Consider the following 25,369-nt stretch of genomic DNA (forward strand, 5'->3'; position numbering starts at 1 on the left):
TCGCAGTCGCAGTCGCAGTCGCAGTCGCAGTCGCAGTCGCAGTCGCAGTCGCAGTCGCAGTCGCAGTCGCAGTCGCAGTCGCAGTCGCAGTCGCACGAGCACGAGCACGAGCACGAGCACGAGCACGAGCACGAGCACGAGCACCAGCACCAGCACCAGCACCAGCACCAGCACCAGCACCAGCACCAGCACCAGCGGCCATATCCGAGCGCAGATTGCATCAAAGCGGTAAATGGATTTACTGGGATCATCTCGGCACGTCGATTCGCGTGCCGCCCCGTTGACCCATATTTGAATGCGTTGGTCAGCCGTATCGACTTGTCACGTGACAACTGCAGATTCCGGCGCCGCTCAGGCTCGCAAGTCGTTGGCAAAACCGCATCAGCACTTCCAGAACAAGAACGGACCCATGCGCCGAATCACCATTGCGATCTTTTGCCGCTCTCGACGCTAAAGACCCCAGCACTTCATGAGCGCCTCTTAGCGCATCCCATCTCGAACGAAATTTTCATCAGTTTTTATTTTTCATCCGATTTCAAATCCCCAATAACTTCCTAGCCACTTGGCTGGCTTGTCACGTAACAACTACATCGATCAGTAAATTCATCTTTTCATCTAACACTTTTCTGGACTTTTGAACAATATCTGCATATATTACGCAAAACTCCTTGGAGGAATTTAATGGCTTTCAAGATCGCCGTCAGCAATCAAAAGGGTGGTACTGGAAAGACGACCATCTCCGTCAATATCGCGGCAGCCTTCGAGGCCGGCGGCAACAAGGTCGCCTTGATAGATGCCGACCCTCAAGGCACGTCGGTCAGATGGGTGACGAGCGGCGAAAATACGCTCCCGATGACGGTGCTGTCGCTGGCCCCCGCCGGGCGCGGTATCGGCGGCGAGATCAAGAAGCAGGATGCGAATTTCGATGTAATCGTCGTCGACTGCCCGGGCAACCTCGAAGATCCGCGCATCGCATCCGTGCTCGAAGTGGCCGATTTCTGCCTCGTGCCGCTGTCGCCGTCGCCGGCCGACCTGTACAGCACGGTCGCGATGATTCGCATGATCGAGTCGATGCGTGCCGTTCGTAACCCGCATTTGTCTTCCGCGTTGATGCTGAATAGCGTCAATGGAAAAACTAAAATGCGTGAAGAAATTTTAAAAATTCTAAGAGCAGAAGAAATAGGGGAGCATCTGTTGGACAGCCAGATCGCGCAGCGCGAGGTTTACCGGCAGACGTTCGCCCTCGGCACCACGATCCATCATCACAATCGATATCTGAAGGGGCTGAAGGAAGCCCGCGCGGAAATTGAGAGACTGGTCACTGAAATGGCCCAATACATCGCGTCGACTCGCGCTACGGGAGCCGCTCATGGCTAAGGAAACATCGAAAGACAAGAAGCCGACCGGCAACCTGCATCTCGCTGCCGGCCTGCTGCGCGGGCTCGCGCAGGAAAACGCGGCGCTGGAAACGCGCCTGCCCGAGCCGACGCCGGCATCGAATCCCGCAGTCGAAGCCGCAACCCCCGCGGCCCCGAGCGCGGCCACGCCCGCCGACGCGCACGATCTTGGCGCGCCGCAGAGGGTCGCGGTCAAGGACTGCATCCCGAACCCGTTCAACCCGCGTGTGTTCTATTCGGAGTCGAGCCTGCACGAACTCGCGCTGACGCTGAAGCGGGAAGGGCAGATCGAGCCGATCAAGGTCACGCGGCTCCCGGAATTTCCGGGCAAGCTCGTCGTGATCGACGGGCAACGGCGCTTGCGTGCGACGAGCATCAACGGCGACGAGACGATCAACGCGACGTTCCGCACGGATCACACGCCCGAGCAGCTCTATACGATCGCGTATCGCGCCAACCACGACCACGAACGCCAGACGATCTTCGACGACGCGGTCGCGTGGAAGCGTCTTCTCGACGAAAAGGTCTTCCCCGACCAGAACACGCTCGCGGAGAAGATCGGCAAGGACAAGGCATCGATCAGCAAGACGCTGTCGCTGAACGCGCTACCGAACACGCTGCTCGAACGGATGGCCAGCGCGAACGACGTGGTCGGCCTGCAGGCAGCGTACTTCCTTAAGCTGATCTTCGAGCGCCTGGGCGAACCGGCTGCCGACCGTCTGCTCACGGCGGTGATCGATCGGAAAAAGTCGGTACGCGACCTCGAGAATTTCCTGCGCGCGCAGAGCGACGGCAACAAGAAGACGGGGCGCACGCGCTACAGCGTGCGTCACGATTTCGCGCTCGAATCGCGCGCGATCGGTCAACTGAAGACCTATCCGGACGGGCGCCTGGATCTGCAACTGAAGGGCGTCGATGCGTCCCACCAGGAATCGCTCGCCGACCGGCTCAAGACCGTGATCGACGCATACGTCGCCGAACTGGCGGTAGCGGCGCAAAAGTAAGCGCCCCAGGCAAGGGCCTCGCACCTGCACGGCTCCGCGCAGCCGGACGAAGTCCGGCGCACGACGCATGCCGGGCGCGAGGCCTCGAACAATCAGTTGGTCGCGAGGCTGCTTTTCAGCAGGAATTCCAGCAGGTCGTCCGAGGTCGGTTCGCCCCAGGTATCGAGCGCCAGCCACCGGAAGAAACTGGTTTGCGCCAGCTTGCTCGCCTTCTTCTTCGGCGACAGCGTGAGATCCTTCGAACCGGCCACCGTCTCGTTGTAGCGCTCGATCAGCTTGGTCTGGTCGTCGATCTCCAGTTCGCGGAAATACGCACCGGCTTCATCGACCTTCGCGGCCAGGTATTTGTCGCGAATCTGTTCCTGCTTGCTCTGCGCGGATTCTTTCGCCGGCGCGGCCGTTTCGGTCCCCTGCCCGTCAGCCAGCGTATAGCCGTGCGTCAGCGCCTTGCGGAAATACGCGGCCACATTGTCGATGGGCGCCGCGTTCTTCTTCGTAGTCCGATTGAGCGTATAGGCGATTGCCGCCTTGATGCGCTGCACGCCGTACTGCGTGATCAACCGCCGCGCTTCCGAACGCGGGATGCCGAACTTGGCGACCTCGTCGACGAGCGCTTCGTTCTTGACATCACCTTCCTCGACCGTATCCGCGCTCTGCTTGCGCGTCACCTTGAACTGCACGGCCTCCACGCTGCGACCTGACTTGTGTTCGATCAGCTCGAGCGTGTGGTCGGAAACTTCGTTCACCTCCTGAATGCACGGCACCAGGACCTTGCTCTTGAAGAGCTTGTACTCCTTGTACGACTGCGATGCCTTGTCCTGACCGAGAATGAGATCGCGGAATTTCGGCAGCGGAATCTTCGCCGTGATGCCGATCCCCTCGTAGCGCACCGTGTTCTCCCACAGCGCGAGCGAGTGCGAGCGCCGAAACTCGCGCGCGATCCGCATATCGATGAGCGCGTAGATCTCCGGATTGAGCAGTTCGCTGCGAATCTGGTCGGAGAAGCTGTACTTCAGCACCGATTGCTCGAGCTCGGCGCCGGCGAGCAGGCCCGACGCCTTCCACACCGTCGAGCGGTCCGCGGCAAGGTAGTCCCAGTTGACGACGGTACTGATCAGCGAGTTGACCGTGTCCTTCACGTACTTCGTGTTGTTGCTGTTCAACCCGCTCTCGTGCGAGAGCGCCGCGATCGAGATCGAGAAGCTCGTCCGGCCGGGCTCGAACGCTTCCTGACGAAGGGCGTTCTTGATCAGCGAGCTGAACATCTTGCGCTGCTGCAGACCGATCTTTCCGGACTTCGGAGCGATATGAATTGCCTGGACCGCCTTGCGCAGCAGATCGGGAGGCTCGGGCGTCTGAAATAGCGAAACCTGCTTGTCGGAGCCTTTGATTGCGGGCTTGCGCGGCATCGTGATGTCCGGAGAAGGTGACCGTGTTGATGGCGGACTTTATACCTTTTCAAGCCGTCGAGCAACGTCTCTTTCTCCAGTATCACTTTCACTATCGCTCCTAACTTATTGTGATAAAAGGAAAATACACTGCTTTTAGAGCTGTACGATGCCCCATATCCATATACCTTTCCGCCAAAAATAGCTCCCAAATCCTGCTACCTGTGCAGTTCGCCATCAGGATCCGGCACGAGACTTGCCCAACCGAAGGTACCCATTCATGGGAAACAATTCACCGGAACGGGATTTGCAAACCGGATTCGTGGTGCCCCGCAACACGATCCGCGCGCTCCCATAACACGCTACCTTTAATGCTTCCCATGAATGGGTACCTGTCGGGAAACGCCGGTTTAGCGTTTTGTCTTCAACCGTGTCCGGCGGGCGAAAATCACCCCCATGGATGGCTACCTTGCGAATCCCCCACAGAAGGTAACCTTTCCATCTCCCTCATCCTGTCTATGGGACTCCACATCCCGAGGGCAGAGCAAAACGAGATAACCCGCTCTGTGCAGCCCCCCCATAACCGGCTACCTGAAGTCCATCCCATAAACGGCAGCCTCACATAAAATGCTGTGCCGGGGGCCGCCGACGGATCTGCAACAATGCACCATAAATGGCTACCAATGGATTCCCCCATAGAGGGCTACCTGAAGCATTTCCGGACGGAAATCCCATAACAGGCTACGCGTGCCCCATATCCACAACCCCCATTTCCCACAACTCGGTACCCGATTCCCCAAATCCACAGACCTTAAGCCCCATACTCTTCCGCCTGTGCTCCCATAAATGGGTACCGAACACCCGTCAAACCCTTGCCAGACAAGGCTCTGAGCCGTCTAAAAGTAGTTAAAGAAGTAAACGTTGTTTACAAAAGATGTAAACACACGTGTGCCCGTGCAGAAACACAACCCCCATAAACCGCTACCAAAACAAGTCTGTAGGGCTGGACAGGCACAGCAATCCGGATCTTCGGCCTGTGCAACCCTTGATATCTGCCCTCACTCTGCAAGCCTCCCAGGCCCAACAAGGCTTTCCAAGAAGGTGAGTACCCACTCACAAGCACTCAAACGTAGAAACTTATGGGAGGAAATCGTCGGTTGCGGGACATAGGTACCCGCGTATGGGACCAAAAAATGTCCGCCGCGGCCTGTCTTTCATCCGGGATTACCCGCAGTGGGCCTCACGGGGGAACATCGCCAGTTTCCCTCCCGACAGTGAGAAATCGCCGAAATCCAGTCGCAAGTGGATTTTTTGTCGTCTGTGCCAGGGCTTCCGTGGATAAGTCTTCGGCTATCGCATGTCGGTCGGCCCGGCACTTTTCCAATCGCTGACCTGTGCACCGACGAAAATGCCCGGCGTCTCCGCAAGCGTCCGGCCTCATAGTTTTCTACCTTTGGGCGGTACCGGAATCGGTCCTGTGTTGCGATCGGCAAGATAGCGACCGCGGGCGGCTCAGTGCCCCCAACGTGAGGCGATCGCCATCAACGAAGCTCACCCTCATCGGATCCGCGCTCGGATCCCGAATATCCTCACCGTCGGAAAATCTCGAGTCCTGTAAAAGCTCACCGACAAGGTCTTCCGCGGATTGGCAAACCGAGTGCGCGATGCCTCCGCGCGAGATGCGCCCAACCAACGGAAAAGCTGTGACGCAGACGCGCAGCGCAGGACGTACCGGCATCCTCGTCGCACAGGCTCGAGACTCGTCGCGACGCCAGTGCGGTGGCGAACCTTTCGCGTTCGCACCGCAAACGCATCGTGCAATGTCTCCGCGCAATCGTGAACGAATGTCGATCGACGCGTTCACCGTATGCGGCGATGACGTCTCGGTCCGCAAACGTCATCTCCCACAAGTGGTAACGAAGAGCGCCGAACAGGTAGCCATGCGTGCAGCGAGCGGTTACCCGATCGTTCGCTTTGGCTCGTATGGACGTGCAGGGGATCGCGTCGGACTCGGCACCGAACGAAGCGTGGCCGTTTATGGGATGAACCGCCGTTCGCGCGACCGCGAATCACAACCAGGCACACGGGCCTGCAGTTCGGTAGGAGATCCCGTTCATGAAGCGACGCTCACGTTGCGCGCGCGGCAAATTCCACGGGTGAAGCAATCAGCCTCATACGAGTGGAGTGCACGACATGCGGAAACGGATCTCGTCCTCATCGGCAATCGGCATCGTATCGGCGGAATAATCCGGTTCGTCATATGGTTGCCGCGGTCATGGACATCGCGTGGTCCCCGCGCCCGATGCATCGTTGTGGTGCCGGCGACACGACCTATCCCATACGTGTATCCCCCAACATTGTCCTCACGATGACGCCACATTTTTCGCAACGCGGTTATGATGCAAAGGCCCTGATCGCAACATGAAGACCGATCAGGGGCAGGGGCGGTATCTCGATGCATTTTCATTCCGTGACCAATCAGAAAAGAGAGCTCAGCGATGCGAATCCAGATCAGAAAACTCACGCTGGCTGCTACGGCAGCAGCGTTCCTCTTCGGCTCCGCAGCTCCGGTGTTCGCGCAGGCTGACGCCAGTAGCGCACCGGTCGCCCAGGATGCGAAGGCCGCGAAGCGTGAGGCGCGCAAGGCAGCACGGGCACAACGCAAAGCCGAACACAAGGCTGCGCGCGCGAAGAACACCGCCGAACTGAAGAAACTCGAAGACGCTGGTTACAAGCCGGCGGCCAACGATCCGAACTATCCGCAGAACCTGCAGAACGCCGAGAAGAAGGCGGGCGCAGCCGCTGGCGCCAGCCAGTAAGCGCCGTTCGCAACAAGGACCCCGGCTCGAGCCGGGGTTTGTCGTTTGTGCTGCACAAACACGCTGCGCGTCCTGGCAACGCATCCGTATTAATTGATTCGATATCCTCTGTATCTTGGTCGAGCGAGTCGACATCCATCGAACCTTGTCGCTCTCCGTGAATGAGCGCGACGCCCAGCATGTTCATATACGGGCCGGCGCAACGGCGCTCGAAACCCGCACCTGCTGATCCACCGCAGCCGGCATAGTCAGTGCCGCGCGTCCGCCGCCGCGTTCCCCGTCGTTTTCAGCCAGTCCTTGAATGCCCGCACGGCTTCGTCCTCCGCGCGCGCGGTCGCCACGTAGGTGAAATAGCGCCACGGCGGCAGTGCCGGTTCGCTGAACGGTTGCACCAGCCGCCCTTCGGCAATGTCGTCCGCGACGAGCGCGATCGGTCCCATCGCGACGCCGAGGCCGTCGAGCGCGCCTTGCAGCGTCAGGTAGAAATGCTCGAGCGTGAGCGAGTGCCGCGGCACCAGATTCGCGTGCCCGGCCGCCGCGAGCCATTCAGGCCACATGCCGGGATAGGTCGCCGCATGCAGCAGCGTGAAGCCGGCGAGATCGGCCGGTGTACGCAACGGCCGGCCCTCGAGCAGCTTCGGCGCGCAGACGGGCAACCGGACTTCGGACAGGAATTCCTCGGCGACGTACCCGTCGATCGCCTGCGGTCCGCCGCGGACGATCAGGTCGACCTTGTCGCGCAACTTCTCGATCGGCTCGTTCGACGTCGACAGCCGCACCTCGATGGCCGGATGGGCAACCTGGAACGACGACAGCTTCGGCACGAGCCAGCGCAGCGAAAACGTCGCGGGCGCGCTGACGCGCAGCACGCGTTGCTGCCCCTGGCCGAAATGCTGGGCGGTGGCGAGCGCGATCCGGTCGAACGATGCGCCGACCTCGGCGAGGTACGCGCGACCGGCATCGGTCAGCTCGACCCGCCGGTTGTGCCGTTCGAACAGCGGCCGGCCGAGCCATGCCTCCAGTTGCTGGACATGCCGGCTGATCGCGCCATGCGTCACGCACAGCTCGTCGGCGGCAAGCGTGAAACTGCCGAGCCGGGCCGCGGCTTCGAACGCGCGCAGCGAATTCAAGGGAGGGAGTCGTCGGGCCATTTATCGTTTCGCGTGAATTTTACTCACGCGAAGGCTCAGATTTAATCGTTTGATCGGGCGATCCTGCTCCGCCAATATGGCACACAAACGGCCGATGTGGCCGCAATACGTGTCTGGATTTCTCACATGGAGTATGGAGCATGCCGAACGTGGTGGTGGTGGGCGCCCAATGGGGTGACGAAGGCAAGGGGCGCGTCGTGGACTGGCTGGCGGCGCAGGCCGATCTCGTCGCCCGCTACAACGGCGGCCACAACGCGGGCCATACACTGGTCGTCGGCGACAAGACATACAAGCTCGCGCTGCTGCCGAGCGGGATCGTGCGCGGCAAGCGCGGCGTGATCGGCAACGGCGTGGCGCTCGATCCCGAAGCGCTGCTGGCCGAGATCGGGCGGATGGCCGAGCTTGGGCTGTCGGTGACGCCCGACAATCTGTCGATCGCGGAGAACGCCGCGCTGGTCCTGCCGATTCACCGCGCGATCGACCAGGCGCAGGAGCGTCTGCGTCGCGAACCCATCGGCACCACGCTGCGCGGGATCGGGCCGGCCTATGAGGACAAGGTCGGGCGCCGCGGGTTGCGGGTCGCCGATCTGGCGGAACCGGGCCGGCTTGCCGACAAGCTCGACGTGCTGGTCGATTACCACAATGCATGGTTTCGCGGCCTGGGGCTCGAACCGTGCTCGCGCGACGCGATGCTGGCAACGCTGGTCGACATCGCGCCGAAGATCCTGCCGTTCGTGCGTTCCGTGTGGGCCGACCTCAACGACGCGAACGACCGCGGCGAGCGCATCCTGTTCGAGGGCTCGCAGGCCGTGATGCTCGACATCGACTGGGGCACGTATCCGTTCGTGACGTCGTCGGGCACCGTTGCATCGGCCGCGGCGGCCGGCACGGGGCTCGGCGCGTCGAAACTCGGCCACGTGCTGGGCGTGACCAAGGCGTACGCGACGCGCGTCGGCGGCGGCCCGTTCCTCACCGAACTGACCGACGCCACCGGCGAAACGCTGCGCACGCGCGGGCAGGAATTCGGCGTCAACACCGGCCGGCCGCGCCGCTGCGGATGGCTCGATGCCGCGCAGTTGCGGCAGGCCGTCCGGATCTCGGGGATCGATTCGCTTGCGCTCACCAAGCTCGACGTGCTCGACGGCTTCGCGTCGATCGAGCTGTGCGTCGGCTACGAGCTCGATGGCGCACGCGTCGACCATCTGCCCGCGAGTCTCGACGCGCAGGCGCGTGCGATGCCCATCTACGAAACGTTCGCCGGGTGGGACGGCACCGTGAAGGGCGTGCGCGAGCGTGCGGCGTTGCCGCGTGCCGCGCAGGATTTCATCGCGCGCGTCGAGGCGGTCGCGGGCGCGCCCGTGTCGATGATCACGACCGGCGCCCAGCGCGACGACACGATCGTGCTGAGCAACCCGTTCGAGCAGGCCTGAGCGCGACGCGGCACGTGCAATGCGTGCGCGGCAGGCCACCGCCGTGCCACCTGCACCGATCCGATGCCGGTCGTCCTTCGACAGCGGTTGTCGCGTGAGCGAGGGCCCGTAGCAGCGGTGCACGGCAAACTGGACACGCCTGCACCGCTGCGGTACTGTTCCGCACAATTTGCGCCAGACCGGACCGTGCCGGGGCAGGCGCCGCCGCGAAGCGATTTCAATCCCGGGGACCTGTCGATGGACACGTTACAGATGATGCGCATTTTCGTCCGGGTGGCGGAGGAGGGCAGCTTCACGAGCGCAGCCCAGCGCCTGGACATCACCACCGCCTATGCGTCGCGTTCGGTCGCGCAACTCGAAACGCATCTGCGCACGCGCCTGCTCAACCGGAGCACGCGCCGCATCGCATTGACCGATGCCGGGCAGCGCTATCTCGACCGGTGCCAGCGCATCCTCGGCTATATCGACGAAGCGGAAGCCGAGGCGGCGGACGCGCAGGCGAAGCCGTCGGGACGCCTGCATGTGCATGCAACCACTAGTTTCGGCCAGGCCTACGTGGTGCCCGCGGTCGTGCGATACCGGCAGCGCTATCCGTCGGTGGCGGTCGAACTGACGCTGTCGCAACACGTGCCCGACATCATCGACGAAGGTTACGACGTGTCGCTGCAACTGAGCTCGGCGGAGCTGCCCGACTCGGGTCTGGTGTCGCAGCGGCTCGGCGATGTTCACAGCGTGCTGTGCGCGTCGCCCGCTTACCTGAAGGAGCGCGGCACGCCGCGCACCGTGCGCGATCTCGAAGCGCATTCATGCCTGCAGATCGTCACGCCGATCTTTCCGCGCGACCGCTGGCATCTCGACGGCCCCGACGGCCGCGAGACATTCGAGCTGCCGCTGCCGGACTTCCAGGTGAACATCGCCGACGCGCTCGGCGCCGCGCTGCGCGCCGGCCTCGGGATCGGCTCATTGCCGATGTCGAGCGCGGTGCCCGCCCTGGCGAGTGGCGCGCTGGTTCGCGTATTGCCCGAGTACCGGCTGCAGAAGCTGACGGTCTACACGCTGTATGCGTCGCGCCAGTACCTCGACGCGAAGATCCGGACCTTCGTCGATTTCCTGCGGGAATGCGTGCCCGAAATGCTGGCCGCCGACGAGGCCGCGCTGCGCGGTTCCTGCGAGTCCTGAGCGAAAGTGGGCGACGTGTGCCCGGTTGAATGACGCGGCACACGTTACGCAGTCCATAGATCGACGTTGGTCCGCGCCAGATAATTCGCATAACGAAGTTGATGGCGAAGACGAATCGGCGCGACGTCTCCGATTGGTTGCATCGCGCGATGCACGCCTTTATGAAAGCACCTGCTTTCGATATCGGACTTCGTTGGTTCGGTGCGAAGCGTCGAACCCCTAGAATCGATTCGACTCGCGCTCCCTTCCCATCGAACCCAGGACATCATGGCAGATCGACTATCCAGATCCCGCCGCCGGCTCATCCAGGCCGGTCTGGCGCTCGCGGCGGGCGCTGCCGCCCAGCCGCGCTTCGCGCTCGCTGCCGCGGCCGGCGCACGCACGCTGCGCATCGGCTACCAGAAAGGGCCGCTCAGCCTGCTGAAGGCGAGAGGCACGCTGCAGGACAAGCTCGCGACGCTCGGTGTGAACGTGACATGGACCGAGTTCCCGTCGGGGCCGCCGCAGCTCGAGGCGCTCAACGCGGGGTCGATCGACTTCGGCGATGTCGGCGAGGCGCCGCCGATTTTTGCGCTCGCGGCGGGGGCGCCGCTCGTCTACTACGCGCAGACGCCGGCAGGGCCCTCGACCGAGGCCGTGATCGTCGCGAAGGACTCGCCGGTCAGGACCTTCGCGGATCTGCGCGGCAAGCGCATCGCGCTGGTGAAGGGATCCAACACGCACTTCCTGCTGGTCCGCTTGCTGCAGGCCGCGAAGCTCGACCCTGCGGACGTCAAGCCGGTCTGGCTGTCTCCGTCCGATGCGCGCGCCGCGTTCGAGAACCGCTCGGTCGACGCGTGGATCATCTGGGATCCGTTTCTCGCCGTCGTCCAGCAGGCTTTGGGCGCGCGCATCGTCGCGGATGGCACGGGGCTCGTCGAGAACCGCAGTTACTACTTCACGTCGCGCACCTATGCGCAGCGCAATGCCGACGTGCTGGGTGTGGTCGTGTCCGAGCTGACGACGGTCCAGCGATGGCTCGATGCGAATCGCGCGCAGGGTGCGGCCGAGTTCTCGAAACTGTGGGGCATTCCGGAGCCGGCCGTGGCGCTCGCGTTCCGCCGTGCGCGCTTCGGCGTCGAACCCGTGACGCGCGAGACGCTTGCGTACCAGCAGCACATCGCGGACGTGTTCTATCAGGCGGGCATCCTGCCGAAACGCGTGGACGTCAGCCAGGCGGCGCCGCCCACGCTCGCGTGACGAATTCGTAGCCACAAACGACAACGCCACGGATGCAGGTCCGTGGCGTTTCGCTTTACGTGCGTCGCTGCACGGCAGCAGGCCGATGCCTGCTGCGGTATTACTGCTGCTTGCCCCAGAGCGTGCGCCCGAAGAACGTGAGCGTGCGATCCCACGCGATCTGCGACCACACCGGATCGAACTGCGTGCCGCCGATGCGGCCGGGGCCGACGGCCGTTTCGTTCGCGAACGCGTGATGCGCGAGATAGCGGTGGAATTCGATGCCGACCTTCGCATCGGTCAGCTTCTTCTCCAGCGCATCGACCTGGTCGATCGCGAAGAACGCATCCTGGGTACCCCAGTGACCCATCAGCGGCACCTTGAGCTTCGACGGATCGAGGTAGTCGAGCGGAGGGAAGCCGTACCACGTGACACCGGCATCCGCATCGGCGAACTGCAGCGACAGCAGCGTGAGTGCGCCGCCCATGCAGAAGCCGGTGACCGCCACGCGCGACGCGCGCGTCTTCAGATATTGCACTGCGCCCGGGATGTCCTGCGACGCGGCGTCGCCGAAATCGAGGCCGGTCATCAGGTGGTGCGCTTCTTCCTCTTCGACCGTCGACTTGCCGCGATACAGGTCGGGCACGAGCGCGAAGTAGCCGCAGCGCGCGAGGCGATCGGCAACGCCGCGGATCTGGTCGTTCAGGCCCCACCACTCCTGGATGACGACGACCGCGGGTGCACCTTCGGTCTTTTCCGGCGTCGCGAGGTAGCCCTGCAGTTCCTGGCCGTCGGGGCGGCGAAACGTGATCATGGAACCGGATGTTTGAGACATGAAACCGCTCCTTTTCGAAAAATGCGATGAGTGCGGCATCGGGTCGGCCAGCGAGTGCGTATGCCCGATGACTCGAGGTTTCGCTCGCGTTCGCTTCGGCCGGCGCCGACCACGCGGCCATTCTATGCGCAAACGCCAGCCGTCTGCGTGAACGGCGCGGGGCAGCGGCCGAGCCGCGCTTGTACATCGATCGTGCGTCGTTCAGACCGCAGGTCGGAGGTACGAAAACGAAACACCCCGCCCCGATGAACGGGAGCGGGGTGTTGCGTCGGCAGCGCGCGTATCGAGGTACGCGCCGCGTGCGCCGGTCTTACTGACCGAAATAGACCGAGTCGCGAGCGGTTTGCTTGACCGCGATCGCGCGGCCGGTACGCACGCCGGCGGCGGCTTGTGCGCCGTAACCCGTTGCGTCGCTGTTCGTCACGCGTGCCTGCGCGGTTTGCAGCGCATTCGGATAGTGGGCGTCGGACGCTTCCGGCTTGTAACCGGCTTGCTCGAGCTGCACGAGTTCCGCGCGGACCTGGGCGCGCGTCAGTTCGCCCGACGGGTTCGACTGGGCGAATGCGCCAACGGATGCGGTAAGGGCGGTGGCAGCGGCGACTGCGTAGATGAACGACTTCATGATGACCTCCGGTTTTCGTAGATTTAGCGCTTCGCTTGTTGCGTTCAGCGGTTGATTGCATCGTAGCGATCGCGATACCGGTCGGAAATAGGCGTTCCAGCGAATAATTATTGCAACTGGGTAAACGATTCGCGGGGAAAGCGGGATTTTGTCTGATGATTATTGGCGTGTCGGCGCGCATTCGCGGGGTGCGATTGGGGGCGCTGAACCAGGAACTGGCGCGATCCGGGACAGAGGCGTATTGCAACCGCACGCCGACCGCTGCCGATGGAAGATCAATTAAATCGGATAACGAAGCATTGGTCGCGGGCAAGGAAGCGCGTTCGCCCCATCGCTGTGCAATTCGGACCGGCCCTACCTTCTCGTGCATCGACGGAAGTTTTAACGCCGCATCGTCGCGCGTACCGCATCACGCGTCACTCACGCCTCGACAACCGACTGTCGTTTCCGGTATTCGGCGGGCGTGATCCCGACATGCCTCGCGAACGACCGTCTGAGCGTATCGACATTCGCGAAGCCGCATTTCGCGGCGACCTGTTTCGGCGTGTCATGTCCGTTTTCGAGCAACTGCCGGGCCGCGGAGATGCGGGTCGCTTCGACCCATGCGGCCGGCGTCATGCCGACCTCCGCGCGAAAGAGCCGCGCGAAGTGGCGCGGGCTCATGCCCGCATGCTTCGCGAGTGACGCCACCGAATGTTCGAGTTCAGGATGGCTGGCGATCCAGCGCTGGACTTCCTGTAGCACGGAGCGCCCGGCCGGCCGTGCCTCGCCGCTGCGGCTGAACTGGAGCTGCCCGCCTGGGCGCTTGAAGAACATGACCAGTTGCGCGGCGACGCGCCGCGCGATTTCCCGGCCGAGATCTTCCTCGACCAGCGCGAGCGCGAGATCGAGTCCGGCTGTGACGCCCGCTCCGGTGCGCAGCTTGCCGTCGCGTACATACAGCGCGTCCGCTTCGACCGTGAGCGATGGATACGCATCGGCGAGCGCGTCGGCGGCGGCCCAGTGCGTCGTCAGGCGTCGTCCTTTCAGCAGGCCGGTCGCCGCGAGGATGAAGGCGCCGGTGCAGATCGAGCCATACCGCTTGCTTTGCACGGCGGCCGAGCGCAGCCATGCGAGAACGTCGGTTCGCAGCGCGACCTGGGCGGCACCCGGCGCACCGGCGACGAGCAGCGTGTCGAGGCGATCGGGAATGGCGGGAGCGATCCAGTCGGCCAGCAATTGCGCGCCCGATGACGTGCGGATCGGCCCGGACTCGCTCGCGATGATCCGCAGCGTATAGAACGGCTTGCCGCATTCGGCGTTGGCCTGGGCGAATACGTCGAGCGGTGCGGAGACGTCGAGCAGTTGCACGCCCGGTACCGCGAAAATTCCCACGACCTTCGGCATGTTCGGTTGCGTGTTGTATCGATGTGTCGAACGTGACGCGTAGCAGTATAGACGCGCAATGCGAGGCGACGAGCGGAGCACCGGCGCACTTCGCGGGTGCGATGCGAGGGTTGCGGCGGCGATGGCCGTCGATCGAGCGAAATGGCAGGATTTGTCGTCATCCGTCGATTGATGCCAAACCCGGGCCTCCGGAGAATGGTTGCTGTCTTCAATGGAGGTCGATCATGACTGTGAACGTCGCCGGCATCACCGTTCCCGATAGCCAACTCGCTCGCGAGATCACCGAACTCGTACGGGATACCGAGTCCGAGTTGCTGTTTCATCACTCCAGCCGCGTCTACTACTTCGGCGCGCTTGCGGGGCAGCACCGCGGGCTCCGCTACGATCCCGAGCTGCTCTATTGCGGCTGCATGTTTCATGACATGGGACTCACGCATCGGCACAGCAGCGCGTGCGAACGATTCGAAGTGGACGGCGCCAATGCCGCTCGCGATTTCCTGAAGAGCAAGGGCATTTCGCAGCAGGACATCGACGTCGTATGGACTGCGATCGCGCTGCACACCACACCCGGCATTCCGCGGCACATGCATCCGGTCGTCGCGCTCGTCACCGCGGGTGTCGAGATGGACGTGCTGGGCCTCACGTATCCGGCGTACAGCGACGTCGAACGAGACGCCGTCGTCCGTGCGCATCCACGCACGCCGCATTTCAAGGAAGACATCATCCAGGCGTTCTACGACGGCATCCGGCACAAGCCGGACACGACGTTCGGCAACGTGAAGGCCGATGTGCTGGCCGACAAGGATCCGCATTTCCATGCAGGTAATTTCTGCAGCGTGATCCGATCGTCGGCATGGGGCGGTTGATCGGCGTTGGCGTCGGCGCTGGCGGGGCGTCGGAGGGAGGGCGCCAAGGGCGTCGCGCCTTGCGCCTGCCGATCGTTATTCCTTAGAAAAGTTGTTACGTGACAACCACATGACGCCAGTACAGCCCTTCATATCCTGAATTTCACTGCCTCCGCTCCCGCGCGAACCGTCGATTGCGCGCCCGCGACAGCATGTAATGGGGCCGGAGCAAGGCGTCGAAAGCCCGGTCCGACGACCCCCGTGACGATGCGCGATCGAACCGCTGACGACAAGAATCTGCCTGCCTTCGGCAAAACGCCTATAATGTTTGGGCAAATTGCCGGAGAAGAATCATGAGCACGATCGCGTTTCACCCTTCGGGCGTCGCGCACCCGCGCCAGGCCGAATTCACGATACTCGAGCAACTGCTCGCGATTCGCGTGCGCTCGGGCGCCGATCTCGCCGAGCTGGCGAGCGCGCGCGTCGACGTCGCGGTGATCGATCGGCTGTCGGAGCGGGGCCTGAAGTCGGACGAACTCGCCTTCATCATCCCGCGGCGCACGTTGAGCCATCGCCGCCAGGCGCACGAGCGCCTGTCGCCGGAGGAATCCGACAAGGCGATCCGGCTTGCGCGCATCGTCGCGCAGGCGACGGCCACGTTCGGCGACCAGGACAAGGCAATGGCGTGGTTGCGCAACGGGCTTCAGCGCTTCGGCGGCCGCACGTCGCTCGACATGTCGAGCACCGAGCACGGCGCGCGACTCGTCGAAGAGGCGCTCACGCAGATCGACGAGGGGTATTTCGCTTGACGACGCTGTGGCGGATCAGCAATTACGCCGATCTGAAAGGCATCGGCGGCTTGCGGGCCGGCGGGCGCTGGCATTTTGCCGGGCAGCCCGTCGTCTATCTCGCCGAGCATCCGGCGCTCGCGCTGCTCGAGACGCTCGTCCACTTCGAAATGGCCACCGTTGCGCAATTGCCGAGCGGATACCAGTTGCTGCGCGTCGAGGTGTCTGAATCGGTGGACGTTGCGGAGATCGCGGAAGGCGATGCGCCGGCCGACTGGCGGGAGAACGTCGACTGGACCCGCAGCGCCGGCACCGAGTGGCTGCACACGCAGCCGAGCGCACTGCTGCGCGTACCGAGCGTCGTCGTGCCGCACGCGCACAACTTCCTGTTGAACCCGCTGCACCCGGCCGCATCCGACATCCGCATTGCGGAAGTCATGCAGTCGCCGTACGACAGCCGGATTCTGCGGCTGGTCCAGTCGAACAAGAGCGAATAGGGCGCACCGCGCACGGCAAGCAACAGGAACATGTCGTTCATTGCGCCGCCGCCGCGTGGTGCACGAAACGGCAGTGCCGATGCGGGTGCATCCACCGAGATCGACCGCCATCCGATCAGCAGCCGTTAATACGCTGGAAGCGAACCGCGGTATGGCAAAGCGCCGACGCGTCGTCACGACGTGCGCAATGCCGCGACCGTCAACGCGCTGACCCGCTGATTACATTTTCGTAATCGAGCCATGCCGCCGGTCGGCGAAGCCTTTCGCCCGCTGGTTTACCGGTAACATCGCCGCATATTCCAACCGAATGCGATGGAGCCAAGCATGCGCATCCTGATAGTCGAAGACGAACCGAAGACGGCCGCGTATCTGAAGAAAGGGCTCGAGGAATCCGGCTTCAGTATCGATCTCGCAAAGGACGGCGCGGAAGGGCTGATGCTCGCGCAGGAAGAGAACTACGACGTGATCGTGCTCGACGTGATGCTGCCCGTGCTCGACGGGTGGGGCGTGCTCAAGCGCCTGCGCGATACCCATACCACGCCCGTGCTGTTCCTGACCGCGCGCGACGATGTGCAGGACCGCGTGCACGGTCTCGAACTGGGCGCCGATGATTACCTCGTGAAGCCGTTCGCATTCGTCGAACTGCTCGCTCGCATCCGCACGCTTGCGCGCCGCGGGCCACCACGCGAGACCGAGCGCGTCGTGGTCGGCGACCTGGAAATCGACGTCGTGCGCCGTCGCGTGAAGCGCGGCGCGGTGCGGATCGACCTGACGCCACGCGAGTTCTCGCTGCTGCAGTTGCTCGCGCGTCGGCAAGGCGAAGTGCTGAGCCGCACGCAGATCGCGTCGTATGTCTGGGACATGAACTTCGATAGCGACACCAACGTCGTCGAAGTCGCCATCCGGCGACTACGCGCGAAGATCGACGATGCATTTCCGGTCAAGCTGATCCATACGGTGCGCGGCGTAGGCTACGTGCTCGAACCGAAGGACGGTGCATGACGCTCGGTCGATCGCTTGGCGCGACGCTCGCGCTCGCGTTCGGGGCGACGATGCTCGCGGTCTTCGCGCTCGTCGGCACGTACGTGTATACCGGCCTCGAGCGGCAGGTGAGGACGCAGGACGATCTGGACATCGTGCTTGCCGCGCGACACACGCGCCGGCTCGCGGGCGAACTCGATTCGCTCGACGCCGTGCGCGCGCACGCGGACCGGCTGACGAGCCAGGTGCTCGGCAACGCGGCACTCTCGATGGCCGTGGTCGACGATCGGGGCAATGTGCTCGCGCGGCACAACGTCAGGCGCAACGAGCGCGAGGATCTGCCGACGGCTGCGTCGGGCACGGCGTCGCCCGCACCGCCTGCATTGCCCGATGCCGAGCTGTTTCCGCGCGACGCGGCGCCGGTGCCGGCGGCCGACCGGATCACGGTCGACCGGATCGCGACATGGCGCGCCGACGGCGGCACGCCCGTGCGCGGTGTCGTTGCCGGCGCCATGCTGCGCGACGGTACGCAGATCCGCATCGCGATCGCGCGCGACATGAGCGATCGCGCCGAACTGCTCGACGGCTATCGCAACAAGCTGAAGATCGCTGGCGGGCTGGGCGCGCTGTGCGCGATGCTGCTCAGCTACTGGCTGATCCGCACGGCGCTCGCCCCGCTGCGCGAGATCGTCGCGAACACCGGGCGGATTACCGTCGACAAGCTCGACGCGCGGCTCGACGCCGCGCGTGCGCCGCGCGAACTGCGCGCGCTCGTCGATGCGCAGAACGCGATGCTCGGCCGGCTGCAGCAAGCTTTCGGACATCTGTCGCAATTCAGCGCCGATCTCGCGCACGACCTGCGCACGCCGCTGAACAACATGCGCGGCGCGACCGAAGTGGCGCTTGCGCGGCCGCGTTCGCCCGGCGAATACCAGGCGCTGCTCGAATCGAATCTCGAGGAATACGACCGTCTCGCGCGGATGATCGAGAACGTGCTGTTTCTCGCGCGCGCCGAACATCCGACCTTCGTGACGCGGCAGCGCGCATTTGACGTGCATGACGAGCTGACGCGCATCGCCGAATACTTCGAAGGGCTCGCCGATGAAGCGGGTTCGACGCTGCGCGTCGAAGGGCACGGCCAACTGACTGCCGATGTCGAACTGTTTCGCCGCGCGGTCGGCAACCTGCTCGCGAATGCGCTGCGCTATACGCCTGCAGGCGGCGTCATCGCGCTGAGCGTCGACGAAACGGCGGACGCGGTACGCGTCGTCGTCGAGAATCCGGGCGAGCCGATCGATCCCGCGTTGCTGCCGCGCATCTTCGACCGATTCGTGCGCGGCGACCCCGCGCGCAGCGGCGGCGTGCCGGGCGGCACGGCCGGGCTCGGGCTCGCGATCGTGCGCTCGGTGATGGAGCTGCACGGCGGCACCGCGCGGGTCGAAAGCGACGCTGCGGGCACGCGGTTCATCCTCATCTTCGTCAGGAACCTTGCGTCTTGATCGCCGTGCCCGACCCGGCGGCGGAAGCGGCGATATCCGCGCCCGCGTGCCAGCCGCCGCCCAGCGCCTTCAGCAATCCGACCGAAGCTTCCATCCGGCGCGCGGCGATCTGGTCGGCCTGGCGCCGATTGGTCAGCGCGATCGTCTGCGCGGTCACCACGTCCAGATAGCTGACGGCGCCGGCATTGAAGCGATTCGTCGTCAGCCGCAGCGACAGGTCGGCGGCGTCGGTCGCGCGCCGCTGACTGGCGGCTTCGGACGCGAGCGCATCGAGCGCGGACAATTGATCCTCCACCTGCTGGAATGCGCCCAGCACGGTCTGCCGATAGTCGGCGACCTCGCCATCGTACTGCGCGTGCGCGCCGCGCAGCGTCGCGCTGCGCCGGCCGCCGTCGAACAGCGTGCCGACGAGTTGCGGGCCGAGCGACCAGAACAGGCTTGGCGCGGTCAGCCACGGCATGAAGAACCCGCTTTCGAGCCCCGCGCTCGCCGACAGCACGAGGTCGGGGAAGAACGCGGCGTGCGCTTCGCCGATCTGCGCGTTCGCGGCCGCGACGCGACGCTCGGCAGCCGCGATGTCAGGCCGTCGTTCGAGCAGTTGCGATGGCACGCCAGCCGGAATGGCCGGCACGTCGAACGCTTGAACGCGCGGCGGCAGGGCGAACGTCGATGCGCTTTCGCCGACGAGCGTCGCGATCGCATGCTGGAGCTGCGCACGCGACGCGTCGATGTCGGTGTCCTGCGTGCGCGTCGCTTCCAGTTGCGTTTCGGCTTGTGCGACGGCGGACGCATCGATCGCGCCGGCCGCGAGCTGCTGTTGCAGCAGCTTCAGCGCATCCGCATACGCGCGCACCGTGTCGTCGAGCAGCTGCTTTTGCGTGTCGAGCGAGCGCAGCGCGAAATAGTCGGTCGCGAGTTCGGCCGTGACCGACAGTTTGACGGCTTGCAGATCGGCCGCACTTGCGTCCGCGTTCGCCTGCGCACCTGCCACTGCATCGCGCACGCGGCCGAACACGTCGGGTTCCCAGCTTGCAGTCACGCCGACCTGATGGTCGGGTGTCGTCTTGCCGGCGAGGGACGAACCCAGCTTGTTCTGCGATATGCGTGAACGGCTTTGCGCCACGCCCGCGGTCACTGTCGGCAGAAAGCCCGCATGCTGGTAGTTGACCGTTGCGCGCGCTTGCTCGAGGTCGGCAACGGCTTTCTTCACGGTCTGATTCGACACGTCGACGCGCGCTTCGAGCGCGTTCAGATCTGCGTCGTTGAACACGGTCCACCACGCGCCGCGCGACGCGGCATCGGCCGGCGCCGCGACATGCCAGCCCGGTTGCGCGGCTGGTGCGCCCGCATAGTGCGTGGGCACGGCGACGGTCGGCGGCGAATAGGGCGGCAGCGTCGAGCAAGCGGCCAACGCGGTGACAACGCCGAGCGCGACGACGCGGCGGGCGAACGGGAGCGGGTGAGGAAGACGCATGGCGGGAATCTCACGGGTAGGCATGGCGGGTCAGGTGCGGGCGTTCGAGGTAGGCGCAACGGGCGCGGAGGCGGGCAGGGACGTCGCCGCGCGTGGCGCTGACGGCACGCCGCTTGCCGTGCCCGGTTGCGCTGCCGGCGAAGCGGCTGGCGAAGCGGCTGGCACCGCGCCGTGCTCGACCGACACGATCTTCACGGTTTCGCCGCTTGCGATCGAATCGCCCGGGTTGTCGATCACGCGATCGGTCGCGCCGATCCCCGCGACGATCTCGACATGCGTGCCGAAATCGCGCCCGATCTGCACGGTCTTCAGCGCCGTGCGTCCATTCGCGTCGACCGTTGCAACCGTCACGCCGTTCGACCGGTACAGCAGTGCACTGACCGGCAGCTCGAACGCGGGCGCCGCGCTCGGCACGAGCAGGTGCGCCTGCGCATACGCGCCGGGCAGCAACGCGCCATCGCGATTGTCGACGTCGATCTCGACACGCAGCGTGCGCGTGACCGGGTCGATCGCGCCCGCGCTGCGGGCGACGTGCGCGGCGAAGCGCCGCCCCGGATACTGCTGCGTGGTCAGGTAGACGGCCGTGCCGGTGGAGACGCCGGTCGCGCTGTCCTGCGGCACGTCGACGAACACGCGCAGCGTGTCGGTCTGCTCCAGATGGAACAGTTCGCCCGACAGCCCGGGGCTGCCCGGCGTGCCGCCCGCCGTCACGAGCGTGCCGACGTCGACGTTGCGCGCGGTAATCACGCCGTCGAACGGCGCGCTCACCGATTCGAACGATACGAGCTCGTTCAGATGGGCGGTATTGGCCTGCGCGGATGAGAGCATCGCGCGCTTCGCGTTCATGTCGGCAACCTTCGTGTCGGTGTCCTGCTGCGACACCGATTGCGTCTTCAGCATGTCCTGCCAGCGCTGCGCGGTCGATTTCGCATAGTCGTAGTTCGCTTGCGCCGTCGCCGCGTCCGCGCGCGCCTGGCGCAGCTGCGCGTCGAGGTCGGGCGCCGTGATCTGCGCGAGCGTTTGCCCGGCCTTCACATGCGTGCCGATGTCCGCGCTCCAGTGTGCGATGTAGCCGCTCGTGCGCGCGTAGATCGACGCTTCCGCATACGGCGTCACGGCACCCGGCAGCGTGAGCGTCTGGTCGGCCGGCGCGGCGCCGGGCTGGATCACGGTCACCGGCAGCGCCTGCTGCGCAGCCACCTGGTGGCGCTGCGCGGCGCGCGCGTCGATGCGCGGCACGATGCCGATCGCGAGCAGCGCGGCGGCGACGGCAATCGCGGCAAGCGGGACGGCCAGCTTGCGCCCGCGCCGGGGCGGCGGTGTTTCCGGCGCTGCGCCGCGCGCGGCAGGCGGCATCGTTTCCGGTTCGGCAGCCGGCGGCGGGGTGAGAGGTTCGGTCGTGTCGTTCATGATGAGCTCGATGTCGGGCGAGTCGAAGGGAATCGGGATGCGTTCGCGATCAGCGCACCACCGGCATGTCCTGCACGCGGCGGGCGGCGGCCGCTTCGCGGCGTCGGTCGAGCCACGCGTGAATGAAGCCGAACAGCACAGGTACGAACAGCAGTGTGGACAGCGTGCCGAACGCCAGCCCGCCGATCACGGCACGGCCAAGCGGGGCATTTTGTTCGCCGCCGTCGCCGAGGCCGAGCGCCATCGGCAACATGCCGATCAGCATCGCGAGTGCGGTCATCACGACCGGACGGAAGCGGCTGAATCCGGCGTCGAGCGCGGCCTGCCACGGTGGTGTGCCGCTCGCGATCAGCTCGCGCGCCGCGTTGACGACGAGGATGCTGTTCGCGGTCGCGATGCCGATGCACAGGATCGTGCCGGTCAGCGCGGGCACCGACAGCGTGGTGCGCGTGACGAACAGCATCCACGCGATACCGGCGAGCGATGCGGGCAGGCCGCCAACGATCACGAGCGGATCCAGCCACGACTGGAAGTTGACGACCATCAGCAAGTAGACGAGCGCGATCGCGATCGCGAGCCCGCCGAGCAGCCCGGCAAACGATTCGTGCATCGCCTGCACCTGGCCGCGCAGCACGATCGACGAACCGGGCGGCAGTTGCGCGCGCGCATCGTCGACGAGCTTCGTCACGTCGGCCGTGACGCCACCCAGATCGCGCCCCTGCACCGACGCGAAGATGTCGAGCACGGGCTGCACGTTGTAATGCGACACCACGGCCTGCTGCGTCGCGCGTGAGAACGCGCCCAATGCGCCGAGCAGGTTCTGTGCGGGCGCGCCTGCGGCCGGACCGCCGACGGGCGTCTGCGGCGGGCGCGCGGCGCCCGTCGGCAGCGGTATGTTCGCCAGCGCCTGCAGCGAATCGACGGAATACTGCGGTGCCTGCACGATCAACGGGTAGCTGACGCCGTTGCGCGGATCCAGCCAGAAGTTCGGCGTCGTCTGCGAACTGCCCGACAACGCGATCAGCAGGTTCTGCGCGACGTCGCGTTGTTCGAGGCCGGCCTGAATCGCCTTCGTGCGGTCCACGTCGACGTTGATCGCCGGCTCGTCGCCGGGCTGCTGGATGCGCGTATCGACGAGGCCGCGCACGCCGCGCAGCTTGGCGAGCAGCGCATTCGCCACCGCGCGGTTCTGATCCAGCTTGTTGCCGACGATCTGGATGTCGACCGGCGCGGGCAGTCCGAAATTGAGAATCTGGCTGACGATGTCGGCCGGCAGGAACGCGAACGTGACGCCCGGGAATGATTGGGCGAGCAGGTTGCGCAGCTTCGCGACATACGCTGCCGTCGGCGCGTGGTTCGGCTTCAGCGTGATGTTCACGTCCGCATCCTCGGTGCCGATCGGGTCGGACGAGTCGTACGTGAGGTTGATCCCGCTCACCGGCACGCCGATGTTGTCGAGCATGCCGGCCAGTTGGTTCGCCGGAATCACGGTCCGGACGCGCGCTTCCACTTCGTCGGTGAGGCGTGCGGTTTCCTCGATCCGCGTGCCGGTCGGTGCGCGCAGATGCAGACGGATCTCGCCCGTGTCGACCGACGGGAAGAAATCCTGGCCGGCGAATGCGAACAGGCCGGTCGATGCGGCGCACGCAAGAAGAAACGCGGCCGCGAAACGGCGGCGATTCGAGATCGCCGCGGACAGCAGCGCGCGATAGCGCAGCCGGACCGTCTCGAAGCGACGTTCGAACGCGGCCTGGAATCGTGCGATGCGCGCGAACACGCCACGCGGCGGGCGGCCTTGCCCCTTCGCGCGCATCAGGACCATGGCGAGCGTCGGCACCAGCGTACGCGAGAAGAAATACGACGCGACCATCGCGAAGATCACCGCTTCGGCCAACGGCACGAACAGGTAGCGCGCGACGCCCGTGAGCATGAACATCGGCACGAACACGATGCAGATCGACAGCGTCGACACGAAGGTCGGCACGGCAATTTCGCCCGAGCCGGTCAGAATGGCGTCTTCCAGCGGCGCGCCGCGTTCGAGATGATGCGTGATGTTCTCGATCGCGACGGTCGCGTCGTCGACGAGTATCCCGACCGCGAGCGCGAGCCCACCGAGCGTCATGATGTTGATGGTCTGGCCGAGCGCGCCCAGCGCGAGCAGCGACGTGAGCACGGCAAGCGGAATCGATACGGCGATGATCAACGTCGCGCGCCAGCTGCCGAGGAACAACAGGATCATCAGCGCGGTCAGGCAGGCGGCGATCAGCGCTTCGCGCACGACGCCCTGGACCGCCGCCTTCACGAACACCGACTGATCGCCGAGCGCGGAGATGTGCAGCGCTTTCGGCAAGCCGGCGGCGATCTTCGGCAGCATCGCCTTGACCTGGTCGATGATCGTCAGTGTCGACGCGCTGCCGGTTTTCTCGACGGTCAGCAACGCCGCGCGCTTGCCGTCGACCCGCACGATGTTGGTCTGCGGGGCGTAACCGTCGCGAACGTGCGCGACGTCGTGCACATAGACCACATTGCCGTTGATCGTCTTGACAGGCAGATTGTTCAGCGCGGCGACCGTCTGGGTGCTGCCGTTCATCTGCACGTTGTACTCGCGCGTGCCGATCTTCGCGGTGCCGCCCGGCAGGATCAGGTTCTGCGCGTTGATCGCGTTCACCACGTCGATGGGCGCGAGCCCCTTCGCCTGCAGCGCGCGCGTGTCGAGGTCGACGACGATCTGGCGAATCTTGCCGCCGAACGGCAGCGGCACCGCCGCGCCCTGTACGGTCGCGAGCTGCGTGCGGATGAAGCTGTTGCCGAGGTCGTACAGTTGCTGTTCGGCAAGCGTGTTGCTCGACAGTCCGAGCTGCAGGATCGGCACCGTCGACGCGTTGTACGTGATGATGTTCGGCGGCAGCGTGCCGGGCGGCAGGATCCGCAGGATCGACGCGGAATTGCTCGCGGCTTCCGCGATCGCGCGATTGATGTCCGCGCCGGGGTGGAAGAAGATCTTCACGACCGACACCCCGTTCAGCGACTGCGATTCGATGTGCTCGATGTCGTCGACGTCCGACGTCAGCGCGCGCTCGTAGTTGGACGTGATGCGCTTGGCCATGTCCTCGGCGGAAAAGCCGTTGTACGACCAGACGATGCTGACGACCGGAATGTCGATGTTCGGGAAGATGTCGGTCGGCATGCGCAGGATCGCGAGCGGTCCCGCGATGAAGATCAGCAATGCGAGTACGACGAAGGTATAGGGTCTGCGCAACGCCAGCCGGACGATCCACATGATTTTGTTCCTCGAAGCAGGGCATGGGTGCCGCATTCGATGCGGTGAGCTTGCAGTCTGCTGGCGCGGCGTTGACCCGATGCTGACCTGAACATTACGAAACTGTTATCCGGGCGCGGGCGACGGATTTCAAAGTTGTCATCTGCCGGTCAGCGTGGGGTACGGG

At 64.7% G+C, this 25,369-nt stretch carries 20 protein-coding genes; 11 read left to right on the forward strand and 9 right to left on the reverse strand.

What is annotated here, in order from left to right; genetic code table 11:
* A partial coding sequence (locus tag ACVK00_RS33910; protein WP_456826990.1) for a hypothetical protein occupies nt 1–192 on the reverse strand: 192 nt, incomplete at its 3' end.
* Nucleotides 193–681: 489 nt separating this feature from the next.
* Between ACVK00_RS33910 and ACVK00_RS33915 the strand changes: the two genes are divergently transcribed.
* Together ACVK00_RS33915 and ACVK00_RS33920 are read left to right on the forward strand one after the other, a co-directional pair.
* Nucleotides 682–1,377, forward strand: coding sequence for a ParA family protein (locus ACVK00_RS33915; protein WP_228910410.1), 696 nt, complete (start codon nt 682–684; stop codon nt 1,375–1,377).
* Nucleotides 1,370–2,401: a ParB/RepB/Spo0J family partition protein gene (locus ACVK00_RS33920; RefSeq protein ID WP_228910411.1), complete on the forward strand. Its 1,032-nt coding sequence runs from the start codon at nt 1,370–1,372 to the stop codon at nt 2,399–2,401. The genes ACVK00_RS33915 and ACVK00_RS33920 overlap by 8 nt, the downstream gene beginning before the upstream one ends.
* A 92-nt stretch (nt 2,402–2,493) precedes the next feature.
* Here ACVK00_RS33920 and ACVK00_RS33925 read toward each other — a convergent pair whose 3' ends face one another.
* Nucleotides 2,494–3,810 carry a replication initiation protein gene (locus ACVK00_RS33925; RefSeq protein ID WP_006759641.1) on the reverse strand — a complete coding sequence of 439 codons (1,317 nt, stop codon included), beginning with the start codon at nt 3,808–3,810 and terminating at the stop codon, nt 2,494–2,496.
* 2,477 nt (nt 3,811–6,287) lie between these two features.
* Between ACVK00_RS33925 and ACVK00_RS33930 the strand changes: the two genes are divergently transcribed.
* Nucleotides 6,288–6,608: a DUF4148 domain-containing protein gene (locus ACVK00_RS33930; protein WP_284901059.1), complete on the forward strand. Its 321-nt coding sequence runs from the start codon at nt 6,288–6,290 to the stop codon at nt 6,606–6,608.
* 248 nt (nt 6,609–6,856) lie between these two features.
* Here ACVK00_RS33930 and gcvA read toward each other — a convergent pair whose 3' ends face one another.
* Nucleotides 6,857–7,759 (reverse strand): transcriptional regulator GcvA, encoded by a 903-nt coding sequence (gene gcvA / locus ACVK00_RS33935; RefSeq protein WP_284901055.1) that lies wholly within the window; start codon nt 7,757–7,759, stop codon nt 6,857–6,859.
* Between the two features lie 140 nt (nt 7,760–7,899).
* Here gcvA and ACVK00_RS33940 point away from each other — a divergent pair, with 140 nt between their 5' ends.
* The 3 genes from ACVK00_RS33940 (at nt 7,900) to ACVK00_RS33950 (ending at nt 11,607) form a co-directional block, all read left to right on the forward strand.
* The gene (locus tag ACVK00_RS33940; RefSeq protein WP_354123375.1) at nt 7,900–9,189 is read left to right on the forward strand and encodes an adenylosuccinate synthase; all 1,290 of its coding nucleotides are present in this window, start codon (nt 7,900–7,902) and stop codon (nt 9,187–9,189) included.
* 237 nt (nt 9,190–9,426) lie between these two features.
* Complete coding sequence (locus ACVK00_RS33945) at nt 9,427–10,368, forward strand: LysR family transcriptional regulator (RefSeq protein WP_229050910.1); 942 nt, start codon at nt 9,427–9,429, stop codon at nt 10,366–10,368.
* A gap of 267 nt (nt 10,369–10,635) precedes the next feature.
* A complete protein-coding gene (locus ACVK00_RS33950; RefSeq protein ID WP_284901050.1) occupies nt 10,636–11,607 on the forward strand; it encodes an aliphatic sulfonate ABC transporter substrate-binding protein in 972 nt (323 codons plus the stop codon).
* A gap of 100 nt (nt 11,608–11,707) precedes the next feature.
* Here the strand turns inward: ACVK00_RS33950 and ACVK00_RS33955 are convergent, their stop codons facing one another.
* The 3 genes from ACVK00_RS33955 to ACVK00_RS33965 form a co-directional block, all read right to left on the reverse strand.
* Nucleotides 11,708–12,421, reverse strand: a complete 714-nt coding sequence (locus tag ACVK00_RS33955; protein WP_228910417.1) for a dienelactone hydrolase family protein — start codon at nt 12,419–12,421, stop codon at nt 11,708–11,710.
* Between the two features lie 310 nt (nt 12,422–12,731).
* Nucleotides 12,732–13,043, reverse strand: a complete 312-nt coding sequence (locus tag ACVK00_RS33960; protein WP_011660879.1) for a DUF4148 domain-containing protein — start codon at nt 13,041–13,043, stop codon at nt 12,732–12,734.
* A gap of 420 nt (nt 13,044–13,463) precedes the next feature.
* The gene (locus ACVK00_RS33965) at nt 13,464–14,429 is read right to left on the reverse strand and encodes a GlxA family transcriptional regulator (protein WP_284901047.1); all 966 of its coding nucleotides are present in this window, start codon (nt 14,427–14,429) and stop codon (nt 13,464–13,466) included.
* A 224-nt stretch (nt 14,430–14,653) separates the two neighbouring features.
* On the opposite strand from ACVK00_RS33965, the gene ACVK00_RS33970 reads away from it, so the two are divergent.
* The 5 genes from ACVK00_RS33970 to ACVK00_RS33990 all read left to right on the forward strand — a co-directional run bounded on the left by ACVK00_RS33970 (nt 14,654) and on the right by ACVK00_RS33990 (nt 19,039).
* Entirely contained in the window at nt 14,654–15,295 is a 642-nt protein-coding gene (locus ACVK00_RS33970) for an HD domain-containing protein (RefSeq protein WP_228910419.1), read from the forward strand.
* A gap of 332 nt (nt 15,296–15,627) precedes the next feature.
* On the forward strand, nt 15,628–16,083 hold the full coding sequence (gene parS, locus ACVK00_RS33975) for a type II RES/Xre toxin-antitoxin system antitoxin (protein ID WP_006753033.1): 456 nt from the start codon (nt 15,628–15,630) through the stop codon (nt 16,081–16,083).
* A complete protein-coding gene (locus ACVK00_RS33980; protein WP_166723524.1) occupies nt 16,080–16,559 on the forward strand; it encodes an RES family NAD+ phosphorylase in 480 nt (159 codons plus the stop codon). Before parS ends, ACVK00_RS33980 begins: the two co-directional genes overlap by 4 nt.
* Before the next feature lie 324 nt (nt 16,560–16,883).
* Entirely contained in the window at nt 16,884–17,561 is a 678-nt protein-coding gene (locus ACVK00_RS33985; protein WP_354123376.1) for a heavy metal response regulator transcription factor, read from the forward strand.
* Entirely contained in the window at nt 17,558–19,039 is a 1,482-nt protein-coding gene (locus tag ACVK00_RS33990) for a heavy metal sensor histidine kinase (protein ID WP_284901039.1), read from the forward strand. The genes ACVK00_RS33985 and ACVK00_RS33990 overlap by 4 nt, the downstream gene beginning before the upstream one ends.
* Here the strand turns inward: ACVK00_RS33990 and ACVK00_RS33995 are convergent.
* From ACVK00_RS33995 to ACVK00_RS34005, 3 genes are read right to left on the reverse strand one after another with little or no spacing between them, the layout of a single operon-like run.
* Nucleotides 19,020–20,513: an efflux transporter outer membrane subunit gene (locus tag ACVK00_RS33995; RefSeq protein ID WP_284901037.1), complete on the reverse strand. Its 1,494-nt coding sequence runs from the start codon at nt 20,511–20,513 to the stop codon at nt 19,020–19,022. The two genes, ACVK00_RS33990 and ACVK00_RS33995, sit on opposite strands and share 20 nt — an antisense overlap.
* A gap of 30 nt (nt 20,514–20,543) precedes the next feature.
* Complete coding sequence (locus tag ACVK00_RS34000) at nt 20,544–21,923, reverse strand: efflux RND transporter periplasmic adaptor subunit (RefSeq protein ID WP_284901035.1); 1,380 nt, start codon at nt 21,921–21,923, stop codon at nt 20,544–20,546.
* 49 nt (nt 21,924–21,972) lie between these two features.
* Nucleotides 21,973–25,203 carry an efflux RND transporter permease subunit gene (locus ACVK00_RS34005; RefSeq protein ID WP_284901033.1) on the reverse strand — a complete coding sequence of 1,077 codons (3,231 nt, stop codon included), beginning with the start codon at nt 25,201–25,203 and terminating at the stop codon, nt 21,973–21,975.
* Between the last annotated feature and the right edge of the window lie 166 nt (nt 25,204–25,369).

Source organism: Burkholderia sp. PvR073 (assembly GCF_054055695.1).

Excerpts from the sequence above, each read along its gene's own strand:
- ACVK00_RS33945 (WP_229050910.1), top strand. The coding sequence starts at position 9,427 with ATGGACACGTTACAGATGATGCGCATTTTCGTCCGGGTGGCGGAGGAG.
- ACVK00_RS33940 (WP_354123375.1), top strand. The coding sequence starts at position 7,900 with ATGCCGAACGTGGTGGTGGTGGGCGCCCAATGGGGTGACGAAGGCAAG.
- parS (WP_006753033.1), top strand. The coding sequence starts at position 15,628 with ATGAGCACGATCGCGTTTCACCCTTCGGGCGTCGCGCACCCGCGCCAG.
- ACVK00_RS33990 (WP_284901039.1), top strand. The coding sequence starts at position 17,558 with ATGACGCTCGGTCGATCGCTTGGCGCGACGCTCGCGCTCGCGTTCGGG.
- ACVK00_RS34000 (WP_284901035.1), bottom strand. The coding sequence starts at position 21,923 with ATGAACGACACGACCGAACCTCTCACCCCGCCGCCGGCTGCCGAACCG.
- ACVK00_RS33965 (WP_284901047.1), bottom strand. The coding sequence starts at position 14,429 with ATGCCGAAGGTCGTGGGAATTTTCGCGGTACCGGGCGTGCAACTGCTC.
- ACVK00_RS33920 (WP_228910411.1), top strand. The coding sequence starts at position 1,370 with ATGGCTAAGGAAACATCGAAAGACAAGAAGCCGACCGGCAACCTGCAT.
- ACVK00_RS33950 (WP_284901050.1), top strand. The coding sequence starts at position 10,636 with ATGGCAGATCGACTATCCAGATCCCGCCGCCGGCTCATCCAGGCCGGT.
- ACVK00_RS33985 (WP_354123376.1), top strand. The coding sequence starts at position 16,884 with ATGCGCATCCTGATAGTCGAAGACGAACCGAAGACGGCCGCGTATCTG.
- ACVK00_RS33955 (WP_228910417.1), bottom strand. The coding sequence starts at position 12,421 with ATGTCTCAAACATCCGGTTCCATGATCACGTTTCGCCGCCCCGACGGC.
- ACVK00_RS33930 (WP_284901059.1), top strand. The coding sequence starts at position 6,288 with ATGCGAATCCAGATCAGAAAACTCACGCTGGCTGCTACGGCAGCAGCG.
- gcvA (WP_284901055.1), bottom strand. The coding sequence starts at position 7,759 with ATGGCCCGACGACTCCCTCCCTTGAATTCGCTGCGCGCGTTCGAAGCC.
- ACVK00_RS33995 (WP_284901037.1), bottom strand. The coding sequence starts at position 20,513 with ATGCGTCTTCCTCACCCGCTCCCGTTCGCCCGCCGCGTCGTCGCGCTC.
- ACVK00_RS33970 (WP_228910419.1), top strand. The coding sequence starts at position 14,654 with ATGACTGTGAACGTCGCCGGCATCACCGTTCCCGATAGCCAACTCGCT.
- ACVK00_RS33960 (WP_011660879.1), bottom strand. The coding sequence starts at position 13,043 with ATGAAGTCGTTCATCTACGCAGTCGCCGCTGCCACCGCCCTTACCGCA.
- ACVK00_RS34005 (WP_284901033.1), bottom strand. The coding sequence starts at position 25,203 with ATGTGGATCGTCCGGCTGGCGTTGCGCAGACCCTATACCTTCGTCGTA.
- ACVK00_RS33925 (WP_006759641.1), bottom strand. The coding sequence starts at position 3,810 with ATGCCGCGCAAGCCCGCAATCAAAGGCTCCGACAAGCAGGTTTCGCTA.
- ACVK00_RS33915 (WP_228910410.1), top strand. The coding sequence starts at position 682 with ATGGCTTTCAAGATCGCCGTCAGCAATCAAAAGGGTGGTACTGGAAAG.